The 15,270-nt window shown below is 42.3% G+C and carries 14 protein-coding genes; 6 read left to right on the plus strand and 8 right to left on the minus strand.

What is annotated here, in order from left to right:
- Positions 1-28: 28 nt before the first annotated feature.
- Positions 29-1,402 carry a tRNA uridine-5-carboxymethylaminomethyl(34) synthesis GTPase MnmE gene (gene mnmE / locus RFK25_RS02825; RefSeq protein ID WP_332411352.1) on the minus strand — a complete coding sequence of 458 codons (1,374 nt, stop codon included), beginning with the start codon at positions 1,400-1,402 and terminating at the stop codon, positions 29-31.
- Between the two features lie 720 nt (positions 1,403-2,122).
- On the opposite strand from mnmE, the gene RFK25_RS02830 reads away from it, so the two are divergent.
- The 4 genes from RFK25_RS02830 (at position 2,123) to RFK25_RS02845 (ending at position 9,617) form a co-directional block, all read left to right on the plus strand.
- On the plus strand, positions 2,123-5,071 hold the full coding sequence (locus tag RFK25_RS02830; RefSeq protein ID WP_332411433.1) for a type I restriction endonuclease subunit R: 2,949 nt from the start codon (positions 2,123-2,125) through the stop codon (positions 5,069-5,071).
- 213 nt (positions 5,072-5,284) lie between these two features.
- The gene (locus tag RFK25_RS02835) at positions 5,285-6,781 is read left to right on the plus strand and encodes an AbiH family protein (protein ID WP_332411354.1); all 1,497 of its coding nucleotides are present in this window, start codon (positions 5,285-5,287) and stop codon (positions 6,779-6,781) included.
- Positions 6,782-8,005 (plus strand): restriction endonuclease subunit S, encoded by a 1,224-nt coding sequence (locus RFK25_RS02840; RefSeq protein WP_332411356.1) that lies wholly within the window; start codon positions 6,782-6,784, stop codon positions 8,003-8,005.
- 16 nt (positions 8,006-8,021) lie between these two features.
- Positions 8,022-9,617 (plus strand): type I restriction-modification system subunit M, encoded by a 1,596-nt coding sequence (locus tag RFK25_RS02845; protein WP_332411359.1) that lies wholly within the window; start codon positions 8,022-8,024, stop codon positions 9,615-9,617.
- Positions 9,618-9,636: 19 nt separating this feature from the next.
- Here RFK25_RS02845 and RFK25_RS02850 read toward each other — a convergent pair whose 3' ends face one another.
- The 6 genes from RFK25_RS02850 to RFK25_RS02875 form a co-directional block, all read right to left on the minus strand.
- Positions 9,637-10,005, minus strand: coding sequence for a potassium channel family protein (locus tag RFK25_RS02850; protein ID WP_332411434.1), 369 nt, complete (start codon positions 10,003-10,005; stop codon positions 9,637-9,639).
- On the minus strand, positions 9,995-10,264 hold the full coding sequence (locus tag RFK25_RS02855) for a GIY-YIG nuclease family protein (RefSeq protein ID WP_332411361.1): 270 nt from the start codon (positions 10,262-10,264) through the stop codon (positions 9,995-9,997). Before RFK25_RS02855 ends, RFK25_RS02850 begins: the two co-directional genes overlap by 11 nt.
- Positions 10,254-11,003: a tRNA1(Val) (adenine(37)-N6)-methyltransferase gene (locus RFK25_RS02860; RefSeq protein WP_332411363.1), complete on the minus strand. Its 750-nt coding sequence runs from the start codon at positions 11,001-11,003 to the stop codon at positions 10,254-10,256. Before RFK25_RS02860 ends, RFK25_RS02855 begins: the two co-directional genes overlap by 11 nt.
- 78 nt (positions 11,004-11,081) lie before the next feature.
- Complete coding sequence (locus RFK25_RS02865) at positions 11,082-11,333, minus strand: hypothetical protein (protein WP_332411364.1); 252 nt, start codon at positions 11,331-11,333, stop codon at positions 11,082-11,084.
- A gap of 9 nt (positions 11,334-11,342) precedes the next feature.
- A complete protein-coding gene (locus RFK25_RS02870; protein ID WP_332411365.1) occupies positions 11,343-11,597 on the minus strand; it encodes a hypothetical protein in 255 nt (84 codons plus the stop codon).
- Between the two features lie 12 nt (positions 11,598-11,609).
- The gene (locus RFK25_RS02875) at positions 11,610-11,876 is read right to left on the minus strand and encodes a hypothetical protein (RefSeq protein WP_332411367.1); all 267 of its coding nucleotides are present in this window, start codon (positions 11,874-11,876) and stop codon (positions 11,610-11,612) included.
- A 199-nt stretch (positions 11,877-12,075) separates the two neighbouring features.
- Here RFK25_RS02875 and RFK25_RS02880 point away from each other — a divergent pair, with 199 nt between their 5' ends.
- Together RFK25_RS02880 and RFK25_RS02885 are read left to right on the plus strand one after the other, a co-directional pair.
- Positions 12,076-13,167 carry a cystathionine gamma-synthase gene (locus RFK25_RS02880; protein WP_332411368.1) on the plus strand — a complete coding sequence of 364 codons (1,092 nt, stop codon included), beginning with the start codon at positions 12,076-12,078 and terminating at the stop codon, positions 13,165-13,167.
- Positions 13,168-13,170: 3 nt separating this feature from the next.
- Positions 13,171-14,331, plus strand: a complete 1,161-nt coding sequence (locus RFK25_RS02885; RefSeq protein WP_332411370.1) for a MalY/PatB family protein — start codon at positions 13,171-13,173, stop codon at positions 14,329-14,331.
- Between the two features lie 32 nt (positions 14,332-14,363).
- Here the strand turns inward: RFK25_RS02885 and RFK25_RS02890 are convergent, their stop codons facing one another.
- Entirely contained in the window at positions 14,364-15,203 is an 840-nt protein-coding gene (locus RFK25_RS02890) for an AraC family transcriptional regulator (RefSeq protein WP_332411371.1), read from the minus strand.
- Positions 15,204-15,270: the final 67 nt, after the last annotated feature.

Raw genomic sequence — 15,270 nt, forward strand, 5'->3', positions numbered from 1 at the left:
TGCAAGTTTCCTTGCATGATAGTTGATATTATTTTCCAAGACAGAATTGGCTAAAGAGCTGGGTGATGAGTTCGTCTGGAGCGGCATCGCCTGTGATTTCTCCCAAAATCTGCCAACAACGTGTCAGGTCAACCTGTAACAAGTCAACAGGCATGCCCATTTCCAGCCCATCGTTGACAGCTTGTAGGCTTTGAACGGCTTGTTCAATCAGGGAAATGTGGCGGGAGTTGGAGAGGTAGGTGGCATCTTGCTCTACCAGACCAGCATTTTCAAAGAAGAGTTGGTTGATTTTTTCTTCAATTTGGTCGATATTCTGGTTTTTCAAGACGGAAATGCGGATGACATCTTCAGGCAGTTGGTCTGCTTCAATCTGCTCTTCCAGGTCGGTCTTGTTGAGCAGGACGATGCGGTTGGCCATATCGGAAATGGCTAGGAGATTGCGGTCTTGCTCGGTTAGGGGCTCAGATGCGTTGAGGACTAATAGGATGAGGTCGGCCTCCTCAAGGGCTTTTTTGGAACGTTCCACACCGATTTTTTCAACGATGTCATCTGTATCACGGATACCTGCTGTATCAATCAGCTTGAGGGGGACGCCTTTGATGTTGACGTATTCTTCGATAACGTCGCGTGTTGTTCCAGCGATGTCTGTAACGATGGCTTTTTCCTCGCGGAGAAGATTATTGAGCAGGCTGGATTTTCCGACATTGGGACGACCGATAATAGCGGTTGCGATGCCTTCACGCAGGATTTTTCCACGGCGGGCAGTGCGGAGGAGATTTTCTAGAAGAGCTTGGAACTGGAGGGTCTTCTCACGGACCAGCTCTGTCGTCGCCTCCTCCACGTCGTCGTATTCAGGGTAGTCGATGTTGACCTCGACCTGTGCCAGCGTGTTGAGGATTTCCTGGCGGGTGTCGTTGATGAGCTGGGAGAGGGAGCCGTCAAGCTGGCGGACGGCATTGTGCATGGCCTTGTCGGTCTTGGCGCGGATAACATCCATGACGGCTTCTGCCTGGGTCAAATCCACACGGCCGTTGAGGAAGGCCCGCTTGGTAAACTCGCCCGGCTCAGCCATTCGAGCCCCTTGGCGAATCAGGAGTTGGAGGATTTCGTTGGTAACGGCGATGCCTCCGTGGGTGTTAATCTCAATGACATCTTCGCGGGTGAAGGTGCGAGGGGAACGCATGGCTCCAATCATAACCTCATCAAGCACTTGCCCCGTCGCAGGATCAATGATATGACCGTAGTTGAGGCTGTGACTGGGTACAGTTGCTAGGTCTTTTCCTTTGAAAACCTTGCTGGCAATGGCAAAGGCATCCGTCCCAGACAGGCGGACAATTCCAATAGCTCCCTCTCCGAGAGGGGTAGAAATAGCGGTAATGGTGTCGAATTCTTTAGTTATCATATATCTTTCTTTCTAAAATCGTCTTATCTATTAGTGTATCATGGAATGATGAAAAAAGCACAGATGAGGGATGGGAATGCATGCTCACTAAATCAATTGTTTTTCTATTCCACTCTAGCTTAAAATATGATAAAATAAACCTACATAATCTTTGTATTTTTTAGGAGAGAGATATGAAACTTCTAAATAGATTTGCATATATATATATATATATCAAAGCGATTTAAAACTTTTTTTCAATTTCATAGTAAACAAAACCTGCCAGTCTTGGCAGGCTTTTTGCGTTGTCGAAAGGCTGGTGTCTAGATGACTTGGAAACAACTTATGCTAGACATACCAGTCTATGCACCAGAGCTCTTGGAAGAAATGAGAGCCATAGAGGAATACCAAACAGGCTTGCTGGAAAAACTAGAAAGACAGGACAATGCCTTGGAGTTGGAGGCTGTTTACCAAGTGGAACAAGCCCGCCTGACTGATATTGTTAAAGGCTATCTGGACATCAAGCGTAAGCCTGACCACTATGCTCAAGCCGAGCAGAAATTAGCAGATGCCCACGGTCAGTTAATCGGTTTCCGCAAACATCTTCTGAACTTGCTACAAAAAGTGAATGAAGATGACTTAAAAGATTTTCAAGTCAGTCTACGTTTACTACCTGGTCAACGGGAGCTGGTTGAGCCTCAAGCTGTTTATCAGACTAAAAAGCCAGCCAATGAAGTGCAGATGGAAGATGAACTCATTCGCCATTTGACTAGTGGAGAGAGTCAGTGGGTCTACCGTCCTGAACTCAATAGTGAAGAACTCCTTTGGGCAAACTTTTTCGCCAAGCTAGAAGCCAATAATGTCCGCCATTTAGCTGACTATCCTCTGACAGACCAAGAAAAACACCAAATCAAGAACCAACTCAACTTTGTCAATTTCTACGAAGCTGCCAAGTGGCTAGCGGGTGAGAATGGCATTGCCAAGGTCCAAGTCCAGCGGGAAGATGCTAGTCTGGGAACCATCCGACTAGAGGTCATCTGGCGGCACAATGTCGCAGGGGGTAAGTCCAGTTATGAGGTTGTCAACCAAGTTGTGACCGGTGGTGATGCTGCCAGACAAAGACGGGGTGATGTGACCCTCTTGATTAACGGCCTACCCATGATTCAAATTGAACTCAAGAGCCGTTCCCATCCCTATATGGATGCCTTTCGCCAGATTCGGAAATACGAGCAAGAAGGTCAGTTTAAGGGTATCTTTTCAAGCCTGCAGATGTTTGTTGTGTCCAACATCACGGAAACCCGCTACATCGCCGCTGCCAAAGAATCCAAACTCAACGACCGCTTCTTGACCAAGTGGGTAGACAAGCACAATCAAGCTCAACCCCATCTCTTTGACTTTGCCAGAGAGGTCCTTTCCATTCCCATGGCTCACCAATTGGTCATGCAATATTCGGTGATTGACGACGACAAAAAAGCCCTTATCCTGCTTCGTCCCTATCAAATTCATGCCATAGAAGCCATCAGAGAAGCTAGCCGTCTACGCCAGTCAGGCTATATATGGCACACGACTGGTTCTGGTAAGACCCTGACATCCTACAAGGTGGCACGCAATCTCCTGCAAATTCCATCTATTGAGAAGACCATTTTTGTCATAGATAGGACAGACCTTGACCAGCAGACCACCGCTGCCTTTCTATCCTACGCGGAAAATGACATGATAGATATTGACCAGACGGACGATACCCAGCACTTGTTGAAAAATCTGTCTTCAGAAGACCGCCGTGTCGTCGTCACCACTATCCAAAAACTCAATACCCTCCTGCGTCAATTTGAAGAGGGGTTTCATGAGAAATTCCACCAACGTGTTAAGAACCTAAATCTAGCCTTTGTTGTGGACGAATGCCACCGGGCTGTCACCCCAGAACGCCAACGGATTTTAGAGCAGTTCTTTGTTCATTCCCTCTGGTATGGCTTTACAGGAACCCCTATTTTCAAGGAAAACAAGCGAGAACAAAAAGGGGATTTGGCCCAGACAACAGAAGAACAGTATGGTCCGTGTCTTCATGAGTACACGGTCAAAGAAGCCATCCATGACCGAGCTGTTCTTGGTTTCCAAGTGGAATACCAGACCACCATGCCTGGCTGGGCTGAGGATGAAATCGAAGACGAGTTTTACGACGATGAACGGCACATGCTGACGGTGTTAGATGCCATTTTAAACAAATCCAAACGCAAACTCGGTTTCCAAAACGGAGTAGGGAAAACCTACGAGGGTCTATTGACTGTCAAGTCCATCGCCCGTGCCCAAGCCTACTATGACCTGATACAGGAAGTCAAGGCAGGACAGAAGAGTCTGACGATTTCGGAATCAGTCAAAAAAGTCTTGCCTGATTTTCCAAAAGTTGCCATCACCTACTCAGTATCTGAAAATGAAGAGTCTTCCTTTGCTAATCAAGACTACATGAGCAAGAGCTTGGAGGATTACAATGCCATGTTTGGTACGCATTTCACTCTGGCGACCCTTGGTTCCTATAATACTGACCTCAACGAACGCTTGGCTCGGAAAAAAGACAAGTATGCCTTCCGTGAGGAGCAGTTGGACTTGGTTATTGTAGTGGATCGCTTGCTGACGGGATTTGATGCTCCGTGCTTGTCTACCATTTTCATGGATAGACAGCCTATGAAACCCCAGCACATCATCCAAGCCTTTTCACGGACCAACCGTCTCTTTGACGAGGGCAAGAAGTTTGGACAAATCGTCACCTTCCAGACTCCAGAAGGCTTTAAGGAAAAGGTTGACGAGGCCCTCAGTCTTTACTCAAATGGCGGTGAGTTTGCGGTGCTGGCTCCGACTTGGTTGGAAGAAAAAGCCAAGTTTAAGGAAAAAGTTCAGCAGTTGCTGGCCATTGCCCCAAATCCTGAAATGGCGCCAGACCTGGATGCCAGCAGTGATGCCGAGTTGAAACGCTTTGCCAAGGCCTTTCAGGAATTTGACAAGCTCTTTGCCTCGGTGCAGGTCTATGCCGACTACGAGCAAGAGGATATTCTCAAGGAAATCGGGCTTAGTCTGGAGGATATTGAGAATTTTTCTGGACAATACCAAAATGTCATCGAAGAACTCCGCAGACGGCGGAAGGATGACGAGGGCATAGAAGATACGCCTTTTGATATTGAATACGAGCTGGAGTCTGTCCGTACGGATGAAATCAACTACCACTATATCATCTCTCTTATCCAAAACTTGATTGACAGTAAAAATCAAGTCATTCCTGATAAGGAGAAAAAGATGGTGGACAACTACATCGCCGACTTAGACAAGACCAATCCCAAACTATCCCAACTCATCTCAAAAATCTGGCAGGAAGCCCAGACCAATACTCAAGATTACAAGGGCCAATCCATCGCCCACAAGTTAGACGAGATGATTGACCTAACCATCCGTGAGCAAGTCGTATCCACCGCACGAGATTGGTGTGTTGGCGAAGACGAACTCCAGTTTATCGTGGACAACTACCGAGTCGGCAAGGACAAGCAAATTGGAGAAAAAGCCCTTGTTGATACCTACGACTATACAAGCTACAAGGAAAACAAGGGCGACCAAGCCCTCAACAAGCTCAAATACAAAAAAGCCCTCAAAGAGGACTATATGAATATGATTGCGGAAGAAATCCTGCCATTGAGGGGGAGGTAGGGTAGATGTATTTTGACGAAACCCTCCATTTGTCAAAATATCCCCTAAGATTTATTTTCTATTTGCTCAAAACAGCCATTTTGTCAAAATAGAATGAAAAACATGAGTCTATTTTATCAAAATCAGCATTTTGTCAAAATAGGATTGAATAATTGAGAGCTATTTCAATAAAATGCGGTATTTGAGAGAAATGAAAATAGAAAGGAGAAGGGAATGGCAGAAAATATTCTAATTTTAGGAAATGGTTTTGACCTTGCGATGGGGAGAAAGACTAGCTATGGAGATTTTTTGAAATTTTCAAGGTCTCTTAGTGTTTTGAAAAACTATGTTTTAAAAGATACAAATGATTACTCATTGGAAAATGTAAACCAAAACTATCAAAGGGTACTAACAAGCATTTCAAAAGCCTTAGATGAGATAAAATCGGAATTCTCAGACAAAGAGTATGAGAAAATTTTGAGCTTAAGTAATAATAAAAAATTCTATTTGATGTCAGATTATCTTTACTACGAGGGGCAAAACAGTTTATCGATAGACATTCTGGATTATTCGTTACTCAATGACCAAATAGCTAATACTATACTCAGTCAAGGAGTGGTGTCTGTAAAAAATTCTGTAAAGACTTCACAATTATATTTTGATGTCGAATTAATTGCAGAGATATTGTCAAATGTAGAAAAAAAGGATTTTGAATGGTTGTTCAGATTATCAGATAATATCTATATTCGCTTTCTTGAAGAAAATAAAGATAAACTAGGTAAAAATTGGTCAAATATTGAACATGCTATTTCATCACTTGCAGAGGCAATAGCGGAGCTTAAACATAATGCATCCATTTTAACAGATGTGTTGGCGGAAGAATATATTACTCAAAGGAACTTTAAACTAGAGAGTATGAAATCAAATTTTGCTGATAGTGTAAATCATATGGCAATATGTTATGTTTTGGATTTATTGAAAAGTGAGTCTTTTTCTCAAAGTTCAAAGTTATCCGTACTTCATCACCTTGATGCTATTAACGAATTTATGATTTCTGAATTAGAGAAAATAACAGATTACTTGGAATTTTATCTAACCTATTTGGATAAGATTGATTTTGAAATTCAAAAGATTAGACCTGCTTCAACAGCATTGGATGCTATTCAAAATATTGAAAAATCTAAAGTTATTACTTTTAATTATACCAATACTGCTAGTGAAATGTTGGGTGTAACCGATGAAAATACTCACTTTATTCATGGAAGATGTCAATTCAATCGATCTGATGATGACATCAATACCATGGTATTCGGTATTGAAGATAAGGAAGCAGAAACTGAAAATATCCATCAAGATTTAATTCCATTTCAGAAATTCTATCAACGGGCTGTTAAAGAAACAGGAAGCAAGTTTGAGAATTTTTTTGAAAATACTTTAGAGTTTAGTGACGATTGGGTGTATTCGGCTAGTAAAAATATTATCATCTTTGGTCATTCCGTAGATCCTCTTGATAAGGAAATTTTTAAAGCCTGTTTTGATTTAGCCCATGAAGGGGGCTATGCTTACAAGTTCATATTTACTTTCCTTGACGAGGTCACGAAACGAAATATTGTTAAAAATCTAGCAATTATTTTAGGAAAAAGAAAGTTAGTAGAGTTAACTGGTAGAGGAAATATTGTATTTGTGAAAAGTTATGATATAGATCAGATGAGAAAGGAGTTATTAAATTAAATGAAAACAAACAATAATATCCCAGCCTATCGTTTTCAAGGCTACACTGATGCTTGGGATCTGCGGAAGTTGGGGGAAATTTTTCAAGTTAGCTCAGGACAGACTCCATCAAGGCAAGACGAAGAAAATTTCTCTTCGCCAGATGTACCTTGGGTAAAAACACTGGACTTAACCAATTCAGCAATTCTAGAATCTGAAGAATTCATTTCTAATAAGGCTAGTCAAAAACTAAAGCTATTTCCAAATGGGACAGTTCTTATAGCTATGTATGGAGGTATAAATCAAATAGGTAGAACAGGACTACTAACTTTTCCGTCAACTATTAACCAAGCAATTTCAGCATTGCCGCCGAGTGATGAGATTTTACCTTACTATCTAATCTATCATCTCAATTCAAAAATTGGAGTATGGAGGAGTTTGGCAGCAAGTAGTCGGAAAGACCCGAATATAACAAAGACAGATGTTGAGAATTTCAAGATATCTTTCCCAGCTCTCCCCGAACAAGAAGCCATCGGTACTTTCTTCTCCACCCTCGACCAACAAATCACCCTTCATCAGCGTAAGTTGGACACGCTCAAGGAGCAGAAGAAGACCTATCTCAAACTCCTCTTTCCAGCCAAGGGACAAACCAAACCAGCTCTCCGCTTCCAAGGCTTTGAAGACGACTGGGAAGAAGTGAAGTTGGGGGAGGTTTTGAAAGAACGGAATGTTCAGCAATTACCACAAGAAGATACTCCTTTAGTTTCGTTTACAGTTGAGAACGGTGTTACTCCAAAAACTGATAGATATGATAGAGAGTTTTTGGTTCGAACAGGGGATAAAAAATATAAGTACACGGAGCTAGATGATATTGTATATAATCCAGCAAATTTAAAGTTTGGTGCAATTTCACGAAATAAATTTGGTAAAGCAGTCTTTTCACCAATATATGTAACTTTAGTGGTAAATAAGAGTAAGGTGTTCGCTAATTTTATTGAAGGAATAGTGACTAAAAGAGATTTCATACAGGAAGCACTTCAATTTCAAGAGGGAACAGTATATGAAAGGATGGCTGTAAAGGTATCTGATTTTCTTTTGATGAAAATCTCCCTCCCCACCCTCCCTGAACAGGAAGCTATCGGCACTTTCTTCCAAACCCTCGATCAAGAGATTGCTCAGGTAGAGGATAAGCTGGCTAGCTTGAAAGAGATGAAAAAGACGCTACTCCGTAAATTATTTGTATAACAGAAAAGGAATTAAAATGAACAATTCAAACAACTCTCAATCCCTTTACCAGTCCCTTTGGAATGCGGCGGATATTCTCCGTGGCAAGATGGACGCTAATGAATACAAGTCCTACCTTTTGGGCTTGATTTTCTACAAATACCTATCAGATAAGTTACTTTTGACAGTGTGTGACAACCTTGATGAATCCTTTGATAGTTTGTCACAGGCTCAAAGACTTTATGAAGAAAATTTTGCGGATCCAGATGTTAAGGAAGATTTGTTAGATGTCCTTGATGATGAGCTAGGTTACTTTATCGAGCCTGGTCTGACCTTTACGGCCTTGGTGGCAAAAGTCCACACCAGCAACTTCCAGTTGGAAGATTTGGCACAGGGCTTTCGTGATATTGAGCAGTCCAACGAGATTTTTGAAAACCTTTTTGAAGACATAGACCTCTACTCTAAAAAGCTAGGGCCAACACCGCAAAAGCAGAATCAGGTCATTTCAGCCCTCATCAAAGAACTCCATGAACTCAACCTCAGTAACCATGATGGAGATGTCTTGGGAGATGCCTATGAATACCTAATTAGTCAGTTTGCCAGCGACTCTGGTAAGAAAGCAGGGGAGTTCTATACACCTCAAGCCGTTTCCCACCTCATGACCCAGATTGTCTTTCTTGGACGGGAACATCAAAAGGGCATGACCCTCTATGACCCAACCATGGGGTCAGGCTCCCTCCTTCTTAACGCCAAACGTTACAGCAAAGAGGCTTCGACCGTTTCCTACTTCGGTCAGGAGATTAACACCTCGACCTACAACCTGGCCCGCATGAACATGATGCTCCACGGGGTTGCTATTGAGAACCAAAAACTTCATGTTGGTGATACCCTTGATGCGGACTGGCCAACGACTGAGCCGACAGACTTTGACGGGGTGCTCATGAACCCACCTTATTCTCAGAAGTGGAGTGGGGATGCTGGCTTCCTGCAAGATGCACGTTTCTCTAGCTATGGAGTATTAGCACCTAAGTCTAAGGCCGACTTCGCCTTCCTTCTTCATGGTTTCTACCACCTCAAGCATTCAGGTGTCATGGCCATTGATCTCCCTCACGGGGTTCTCTTTAGGGGAAATGCAGAGCAGAAAATTCGTCAGCATCTCCTAGAAGAAGGAGCCATTGACACCGTGATTGGACTGCCAGCCAACATCTTCTACAATACCTCCATTCCAACGACTGTCATCATTCTCAAGAAAAACCGCACCAGTAAAGATGTTCTCTTTATCGATGCTTCTAAAGAATTTGACAAGGGCAAAAACCAAAATATCATGACCGATGACCATATCGCCAAGATTTTGAAAGCTTATCAAGACCGGCAAGATGTGGACAAGTTTGCCCACCTAGCTAGCTTTGAAGAGATTGTGGAAAATGACTACAACCTCAACATCCCTCGCTATGTTGATACCTTTGAGGAAGAGCCAGTTGTTCCACTAACAGAGCTTGCGGATAAGCTTGCTCAAACTGATAAGGAAATCGCAGAAACCACAGCCCAACTTGAAAGCATGCTTGGTCAGCTAGTCGGTACCACACCAGAAGCACAGGCAGAGCTGACGGCCTTCTTGGAGAAGTTGAAATAAGTAGCAAAAAAACTGGTTCCTAAGAGCCAGTTTTTTGCTTATCATGTTCAACCGCTAAAGAATAATGCTTGCTGACCTCGGTGTAGTAGCTGACGACCAAACCAGACAGGCTCCCCAAAAAGAGAATGCCGTAAATAGCTAAGATAATGCTGATAGTCCGTCCAAATGTAGTAGTGACCAGCAAATCTCCATAACCAACAGTCGTCGCTGTGACAAAGCTGTACCAGAGACTGTCCCCATAGCTAGTAAAGTCAGGCTCCAACCAGAGCAGTAATCCAGCTGCTAGAAAGATAAAACTGAAAAAGGAAGTGAGAAAAGTGGCGAAGCCAGTCACTCTCAAAATATGCCAAATAATGCGAAGGCGGTGGATTTGTTTCTTATTTTGTATCATTTTTTCTGCTTTCTGCAATATAATCTAATTTACTCTGCCGACTGCGTTTCTTAAACAAAGCCTCGGCAGACATAGCTTCCTGCTTACTAGTAAAGGCTTCCTGATAGAGCAGGCTGACAGGCAAGCGTCCGCGGGTGTACTTGGCCCCTTTCCCACGATTATGGGTAGCAAGCCGTTTCTCCACATCAGTCGTATAGCCAGTATAAAGACTCCCGTCGGCACATTCCAAAACATACAAGTAGGCCTTATTTTCCATAATAAATCTCACGAATGGCAGGAGTATAGTCGCCGTTTTCCTCATGGACAACCAGAGGTGGTAGGATGTGCAGACCGTCCACCGAGCCGTCCTTGATAGCCTCAATCAGCAACATATTGGCCCCCTTGCTGGCCTTGGGATAGACAAACTGGATGCATTTGGGAGCAAGTTTGTAGGTTCTTAGTGTGTCCAAAATATCTAAAAATCGATCGGGCCTGTGGACCATGGCCAAGCGACCATTGGACTTGAGCACCTGTTGGGCCACCTGACAAATACTGTCTAGGTTGGTCGCAATCTCGTGTCTGGCTAGGAGAAAATGCTCGCTTTCATTGAGATTTGACTGCTCATCGACTTTAAAATAAGGTGGATTGCAGAGTATTAAATCAACCTTGGACCGCAGAGCATACTGGGGCAGATTTGCCAAGTCGTCATTGATGACCGAAAGCTGTTCCTCCAGACCGTTGAGGGCGATGGAACGGCGGTTCATATCCGACAAGCGTTCCTGTAATTCAACCTGAATAATCTGTGCCTTGGTGCGTGTAGAGGCAAAGAGGCCAACCGCCCCATTCCCACTACAAAGATCGACAATCAGCCCCTTCTGAGCAGGCATTTTTGGAAACCGCGAAAGAAGAACGCTGTCAATCGAGTAGCTAAATACCTCCCGATTTTGAATAATCTGAACATCTGTCGAGAAGAGCTGATCAATCCGCTCTCCGTCTAGTAAATCAATTTTTTGCATAGGTTTATTATACCATCTTTGAATGAAAATCACTGTTTATTTTGAATGAAAAGAGAGCGGATACCCCGCTCTCAATTCTTAAATAAAAAATTCTACACAAGCCCCAACAAGCAAGAATGCGATGCAGAGATAGATTTGCCAATTTGCCCTCAACATCCATTCTTTAGACCAAAAGGCACTACGGGCAGTACCGACGAAAGCAAAAAGCAAGAGCCCAAGCCAGAGGCTAGGTCCCTTGTCCAACCATTCTCCAATGCTACCAAGCAACAACAATATCATCAAATAAAAGTTCAAACTTCGATAAAATTCTTTATTAAATTCCTTAAACATATAAAATCCTCACAGTACAAAGAAGGAAATGATTGTCCAACTAGCAATCAATCCAATTGTCAGATAAATCTGCCATGTTTTTTTAATCCAGCTGCGTGGTTTAAAGAATGCCAGATAGCCGACATAAAGTCCCAAGGCAAATTGGATGAAATCGAACACCCCAAAGATTCCCTTTGTAACTACGAAACTAAAGGTCACTAAACAAAGTAGGGAAAAGTAAAATTCCCAGGTCCGATAGAATGCTTTATTGAATTTCCTAGACATAGTAAACTCCTTCTACTTACCCAAAATAAATCTCAGATAAACAATCACCACAATCGATCCGATATAGAAGATGTAGCCCATGCGAGTGAGTTCCTTTTCTTCCTTGAAGAAGAATACCCGAATGGCATTGATAAAAATAATCAGACAGGCTAGTAGGCTATACCATGCAGGAGTTTGGGAAGTATCTAGCAAAATGTCTGACAGAAAAAAACACGTCCAAAAAATCATAGAATAGAAGGCACTATACCGATAGAAATGCTTGTTAAACTGGAATTTCATAACAATCACCTCTCCTTCTTTTATTATATAAAATAAATTATAGGTTTAAAAGTATTTATTGGTAAGTCCAAACTAGTCTAGTTATAAAGAAAAACTATAACAAGGCTCCCTATTTTTCTATAAGTATTTTTTGAGGTTTTTCACATCATATCGTTCATTTCATGCTAGACTAGATAGTAGTTAGAATGGAGAAATGGTTATGACAGATTATAAGATTGATACGATATTAGCACATACAGGCATCAATACTGATGAAAAAACAGGGGCCTTGATTTCCCCTATCCACCTTTCGACCACTTACCAGCATCCAGAATTTGGTCAATCAACTGGCTTCGACTACACACGAACAAAAAATCCTACTAGAGCTAGCTTGGAAAAGACCTTAGCTGCCATCGAAAAGGCTGATTATGCCCTAGTGACCAGCTCGGGTATGGCTGCTTTGGTCTTGCTCTTTAACGGTTTCCCGGTCGGTAGTCAAGTTGTAGCGGCGCGTGATTTGTATGGTGGCTCTTTCCGCTGGTTCAACGAGCAGGAGCAGTTGGGCCGCTTTAGTTTCACCTATGCCAATTCAGAAGAGGATTTGTTGGCTGCCATCACGGATCAGACAGACTATGTTTTCCTCGAAACACCGACCAATCCACTCATGGTAGAGTTTGACATTGCCAAGGTTTCGGCTGTCGCCCATGCCAAAGGTGCCAAGGTAATTGTCGATAACACTTTTTATAGCCCTATTTATCAAAATCCTCTCTTGCTTGGTGCCGATGTTGTCTTGCACTCAGCTACCAAGTATCTGTCAGGGCATAATGATGTCCTAGCTGGCGTGCTCATGACCAATGACCAGGCCCTCTATGATAAGCTCTTCTATGACCAAAATACAACAGGTCCAACCCTTTCGCCACTAGATGCCTACCTGCTTATGCGTGGTCTGAAAACCCTCTCGCTGCGCATGGAACGAGCAACACAAAATGCACAGAAAATTGTAGCGTATTTGGAGAATAGCCCAGCAGTCAAGCAGGTTTATTATACAGGCAAAGGGGGCATGATATCTGTGAAAGTTCTAGATGAAAGCCGCATTCCTCATATTCTTAATACCTTGCAAGTCTTTACATTTGCAGAAAGTTTGGGAGGAGTGGAAAGTTTGATAACCTACCCAGCTACCCAAACCCACGCAGATATTCCAGCTGAAACCCGTCATTCTTACGGTTTGACAGATGATTTGCTTCGTTTGTCAATTGGTATTGAGGATGCGGAAGACTTGATTGTAGATTTGAAAACAGCCTTGGAGGGATAAGAGATGACCCAGTATGATTTTACAACAAGACCTGATCGATTGAGTCACCATTCAGAGAAGTGGAAGACGAGTGAACAGGATCAAGAACTCTTACAACTTTGGGTTGCAGATATGGATTTCGAACCTCTGCCCGAAATTCGCTCTGCCATTCGCCAGTATGCGGACCAACATATCTTTGGCTATCCCTATGCTAGTGATTCCCTCTTTCAATCTATCATTGACTGGGAAAAAGACCAACACGGCTATGAGGTTGGAAGAGAAAGTATCGTTTTAATTGAAGGAGTGGTACCAGCCCTCTCGGTAGCTATCCAGGCTCTTACTGAGGAGGGAGATGCCGTTCTCATCAATACACCTGTCTATCCTCCTTTTGCCCGCACGGTAAAATTAAACAATCGTCAGTTGGTAACCAATTCCTTGCGCGTGGAAAAAGACCAGTTCCAAATTGATTTTGAGCAACTAGAGCGTGACCTTGTGGAACAGGAAGTAAAACTCTACATTTTCTGTAATCCACATAACCCAGGTGGTCGGGTTTGGACCAAGGAAGAAGTGGAAAAAATTGGCCAACTCTGTCGGAAGCATAAGGTAGTGTTGGTTTCAGATGAAATTCATCAAGATCTGACGCTTTATGGAAATAAGCACTACAGTTTCAATACGGTGGACACAGATTTTAAAGATTTTTCGATTATTCTATCTTCTGCCACTAAGACATTTAATATTGCTGGTACCAAAAATAGCTTTGCAATCATTGAAAATCCAGACTTGAGAAAGGTTTTCACGAGGAGACAGTTGGTCAATAACCAACATGAAATACCAGCCATTGGTCTTATAACGACTGAAACAGCCTTTCGCTACGGTCGACCTTGGTTAGCAGAATTGAAAACAGTACTTGAGAAAAACATTGACTTTGTGTCGGACTATCTGACCCAACATACCAAGATAAAGGTCTTGAAACCACAAGGGACTTATCTGGTTTGGCTAGATTTCTCAGCTTACGATGTGGAACATGTTGAAATCCATCGAAAATTAAGAGAAGAGGCAAAAGTTGTCTTAAACGATGGACAAACATTTGGCAAAGAGGGTATTAAACATGCCCGCCTCAACGCAGCCGCACCATTTGAAACCATCAAAGAAGCTTGTCAACGAATCGCAAGTGTGTTTGGATAAAAAACAAGGATTAGGTGTTCGAATTTGATCACCTAATCCTTGTTTTTTAGTGTCTTCCTAAAATCTCTTGGACTCATATGGAAATAGTTTTTGAAGGCTGAACTGAAAGTGAGAGGGTCTTGGTAGCCAACTGAATAGGCAATTTCGGTAATGTTTCTTGTTGGATCTTCTAATAATTGACAGGAGCGTTTCATTTTGATTTGAAGAATGTAATCTTTGATGGCATAACCAGTTTCTTGTTTAAAAATTTTGTATAGGTAACTACGACTTAGTGCTAAATGGTCTGCAATTTCGTTTACTTTTATTGGGCTATTGTATTGAGAATGAATGAGTTTTATTGCGTGGTGGACGTAATTCTTGGCGAGAGTAGAGGATTCTTTCAATGACTCATTTGGAAACTCTTGTACTAGCGCTGCAAGCAATTGGTTTAAATGACCGATTAGAATAAGTTCAGTAATCATTGGTAGGGATTGAACCTCTGTTTGATTGATATCGATCATTTTTTTTAATATTTCTGACTCAAGATGTGAATGCAAGAAATATTTTTCTAGGAGTCGGGTCTGAGAAAGAATTGTCTCAGCTCTAGAACCACTGAAACCCACCCAAGTATAAGTCCAGGGCTCATTCTCATCAGCTTGATAAAAAATTGATTGATTTTTGGGGAGTACAAATAAATCCCCTGCTTGTAAATTGGTAGTTTCTCCATCAATGGTTATTTTCCCTTTTCCATTCGTAATAAAATGAAGAACATAGTTTTCCCGAATGGTAGGTCCAAAGTAATAGCCACTGTCACATTGTTCGGCTCCATAATGGTCAACGTTTAAGTCAAAATTATGACTATCAAATTCATTATAGATATTCAGAATATTCATTTCAATCCTCCTAGGAAACATTATACCATGTTTTAAAAACAAAAGATTATTAAGTAAAGCGTTTTCA

Origin of the sequence: Streptococcus sp. SS-4456 (assembly GCF_036680365.1) — a bacterium.
GTDB lineage: Bacteria > Bacillota > Bacilli > Lactobacillales > Streptococcaceae > Streptococcus.

Coding starts and splice junctions, on each gene's coding strand:
- mnmE (WP_332411352.1), bottom strand. CDS start 1,402: ATGATAACTAAAGAATTCGACACCATTACCGCTATTTCTACCCCTCTC.
- RFK25_RS02830 (WP_332411433.1), top strand. CDS start 2,123: ATGGAAGATGAACTCATTCGCCATTTGACTAGTGGAGAGAGTCAGTGG.
- RFK25_RS02835 (WP_332411354.1), top strand. CDS start 5,285: ATGGCAGAAAATATTCTAATTTTAGGAAATGGTTTTGACCTTGCGATG.
- RFK25_RS02840 (WP_332411356.1), top strand. CDS start 6,782: ATGAAAACAAACAATAATATCCCAGCCTATCGTTTTCAAGGCTACACT.
- RFK25_RS02845 (WP_332411359.1), top strand. CDS start 8,022: ATGAACAATTCAAACAACTCTCAATCCCTTTACCAGTCCCTTTGGAAT.
- RFK25_RS02855 (WP_332411361.1), bottom strand. CDS start 10,264: ATGGAAAATAAGGCCTACTTGTATGTTTTGGAATGTGCCGACGGGAGT.
- RFK25_RS02860 (WP_332411363.1), bottom strand. CDS start 11,003: ATGCAAAAAATTGATTTACTAGACGGAGAGCGGATTGATCAGCTCTTC.
- RFK25_RS02865 (WP_332411364.1), bottom strand. CDS start 11,333: ATGTTTAAGGAATTTAATAAAGAATTTTATCGAAGTTTGAACTTTTAT.
- RFK25_RS02870 (WP_332411365.1), bottom strand. CDS start 11,597: ATGTCTAGGAAATTCAATAAAGCATTCTATCGGACCTGGGAATTTTAC.
- RFK25_RS02875 (WP_332411367.1), bottom strand. CDS start 11,876: ATGAAATTCCAGTTTAACAAGCATTTCTATCGGTATAGTGCCTTCTAT.
- RFK25_RS02880 (WP_332411368.1), top strand. CDS start 12,076: ATGACAGATTATAAGATTGATACGATATTAGCACATACAGGCATCAAT.
- RFK25_RS02885 (WP_332411370.1), top strand. CDS start 13,171: ATGACCCAGTATGATTTTACAACAAGACCTGATCGATTGAGTCACCAT.
- RFK25_RS02890 (WP_332411371.1), bottom strand. CDS start 15,203: ATGAATATTCTGAATATCTATAATGAATTTGATAGTCATAATTTTGAC.